The sequence below is a fragment of the Methylobrevis pamukkalensis genome (assembly GCF_001720135.1).
GTDB classification, from domain to species: domain Bacteria; phylum Pseudomonadota; class Alphaproteobacteria; order Rhizobiales; family Pleomorphomonadaceae; genus Methylobrevis; species Methylobrevis pamukkalensis.
The window spans coordinates 1-2,614 of sequence record NZ_MCRJ01000220.1 but is presented as its reverse complement, the minus strand read 5'-3'; the positions used below and the strand labels follow the sequence as shown (position 1 = coordinate 2,614).

Sequence of the window (2,614 nt, the reverse complement as noted above, 5' to 3'; positions counted from 1 at the left end):
TCCAGGGGATCGCAGGTGCCGCTGGACGCGACACTGCGGAGCATCGATAGCCTCCGACAGAAAGGGAGACAGTCATGACCACGACAGCATTCCGCAACGACCTGACCATGATCGTGAACGGAGTTCTCCCTTGTCGAAATCGTCTTCTCGCGCGGCATCCGCGCATACACTGACCGAACGCCCTGTCGCGTCCCTCAAGCCTGCCGCGCGCAACGCGCGTACCCATTCCAGGAAGCAGATCCGCCAGATCGCGGCGAGCATCGAGCGCTTCGGCTTCGTCAATCCGGTGCTGGTCAGCGATGCCGGTGAGATTGTCGCCGGGCACGGCCGCGTCGAGGCCGCAAGGCACCTCGGGCTCGAGCGTGTCCCGACCCTGACACTCTCCCATCTGAGCGCAGCCGATCTGCGCGCCTATGTTCTGGCCGACAACAAGCTGGCCCTGAATGCAGGCTAGGACCGCGACCTGCTTGCGCTCGAACTTCAAGGGCTCATCGATCTGCAGTTCGTTGTGGAATTGACCGGCTTCAGTCTGGCCGAGATCGACCTCGTGCTCGACGAAGCCCGGGTGGCGAAGCCTGACGGCCGTGATGACCCCGAGGACGAGGTCCCCCTCCCCACCGGCCTGGCGGTGACGGTGCCTGGTGATCTCTGGCACCTTGGACGCCACCGGCTGATCTGCGGCGACAGCCGCGACCCGGAGACCTTCCGGGCGCTGCTTGGTGATGAGCGGGCCGATCTCGTTTTCACCGACCCGCCCTACAACGTGAAGATTGACGGCAACGTCTGCGGACTTGGCAGCATCCGGCATCGCGAGTACGCCTTTGCCAGCGGCGAGATGGGCGCGGACCAGTTCAGGGCGTTCCTCACCGCCACGCTCGGCAACATGGCAGCCGTCATGCGCGACGGAGCCATCGCTTTCGTCTGCATGGACTGGCGGCACATGGAGGAAATGCTGGCGGCGGGACGCTCCGCCTTCACCGAGCTCAAGAACCTCGTCGTCTGGAACAAGACCAATGGCGGCATGGGCAGCTTTTACCGTTCCAAACACGAACTGATCTTCGTCTACAAGATCGGCGAGGCGCCCCATACCAACAGCTTCGGCCTTGGCGCCACCGGCCGGCACCGCACCAATGTCTGGGACTATCCAGGGATCACCAGTCCCGGCAAGGCCCGCGGCGAAGAGTTGGCCATGCATCCGACTGTGAAGCCGGTGGCGATGATCGCCGATGCCCTCCGCGACTGCTCGCGCCGCGGCGAAATCATCCTCGACGGCTTCGGCGGTTCGGGCTCGACGCTGATCGCGGCCGAGAAGACCGGGCGGCTGGCGCGGCTGGCCGAGTTCGATCCGGTCTATTGCGACACGATCGTGCGCCGATGGGAGCAGGTGACCGGCAGGCAAGCCCGGCACGACGCCAGCGGGCTCGGCTTTGAGGCGCGCGAGGAAATGCGGTCGGAACAGACCGCACAGGCAGCGCGGGTCGGCCAAGCCGGAGGTGCTGATCATGACCTCTGATCGTGATGACGATCGGCTCGGCTACAAGAAGCCGCCGACCTGGGGACGTTTCCAGAAGGGACGATCCGGCAATCCCGAAGGTCGGCCGCGCAAGCCCAGGCCGGACAATCCTGGCCCATCGAACGACCCCAGCGCGCTCGACGATGCGCTGCGCAAGGAACGCGACCGCCGGATCAGGGTGACCGATGCCAGTGGAACGAGGGACGCCGCGCTGACGGAGGTCATCGTCCGCGCCCTGACGAACAATGCCATCAAGGGTGATGTCCGGGCACAACGAGAAGCCCTGAAACTCTTGCGGGAGCTCGATGGGCGTGACGCGGCGCGTCTCAAGGCCGAGGCGGAGCGCAAGCAGCATCAGTTCGAGCAGATCTGCACCTTGAAGCAACACAAGGCCAGGATCTGGGCCGCAGCCGCAAGGCAGGGCGTCGAGCCTGAAGCCCCATGGCCGCATCCGGACGACATCTTCATCAACGCCGCGACCGGCAGCTGGAGTGTTCGAGGCCCCTTCACCGAGGAGGACCTGCCCTTCTTCAATTACTGCCGCGCCCAGCGCGATGCGCTGTTTGCCCGTCTCGCTCTCGATCTGTGCCAGAGCAAGGCTCAAAATATCGCCAGAACATCGATCGGAAATCTATGGGTATATTGGGATTCAAAACTGCCGAAGCGGTGGCAGATCCTCGATGACTTCGAACCCCGTCTGATGGCCCTCATGGTTCGGCGCCTCCGCGATCTGCGCGCGCATCTCGAGGGCTGCCTGCGCCGGGTAGAGGACCTGCGGCCGACCTCGATGCACGGGCCCATGGACAAGGAGACCTATCGCAGCGTCAACGTCGTCATGAAGCCGCTTCTGCAGCGCTACGGCTACCGATCCCAGGCGGAGTTCGAGAGAGCCTATGAGCTGTTCGGTGAGGACATGCCCTGGCCAAAAACGGGTAGCTGATGGGGAATTGCGCTGTCCCAGCGGACCAGCCACAAGGCCACTTCTGCTCGGAGCTTGCCATTCGGCTGATGCGAGTTGCCTTGTCGGCAGAGGGCAATGACGACAAGCAGAGATATAGCATCAGGCATGATGTTCGCACAGCCATAGGCTATGGCGGTGAC

Annotated in this window: 3 protein-coding genes; all 3 read left to right on the top strand. The window is 63.9% G+C overall.

What is annotated here, in order from left to right; translation table 11 throughout:
* Window positions 1–130: 130 nt before the first annotated feature.
* Genes A6302_RS24995 through A6302_RS19965 form a run of 3 tightly spaced genes read left to right on the top strand, consistent with a single transcriptional unit; the run spans window position 131 to window position 2,453 of the window.
* A complete protein-coding gene (locus A6302_RS24995) occupies window positions 131–454 on the top strand; it encodes a ParB/Srx family N-terminal domain-containing protein (RefSeq protein WP_245294178.1) in 324 nt (107 codons plus the stop codon).
* 54 nt (window positions 455–508) lie between these two features.
* The gene (locus tag A6302_RS19970) at window positions 509–1,513 is read left to right on the top strand and encodes a DNA-methyltransferase (protein ID WP_245294177.1); all 1,005 of its coding nucleotides are present in this window, start codon (window positions 509–511) and stop codon (window positions 1,511–1,513) included.
* Window positions 1,503–2,453: a DUF5681 domain-containing protein gene (locus A6302_RS19965; RefSeq protein ID WP_141704012.1), complete on the top strand. Its 951-nt coding sequence runs from the start codon at window positions 1,503–1,505 to the stop codon at window positions 2,451–2,453. Before A6302_RS19970 ends, A6302_RS19965 begins: the two co-directional genes overlap by 11 nt.
* Window positions 2,454–2,614 lie beyond the last annotated feature (161 nt).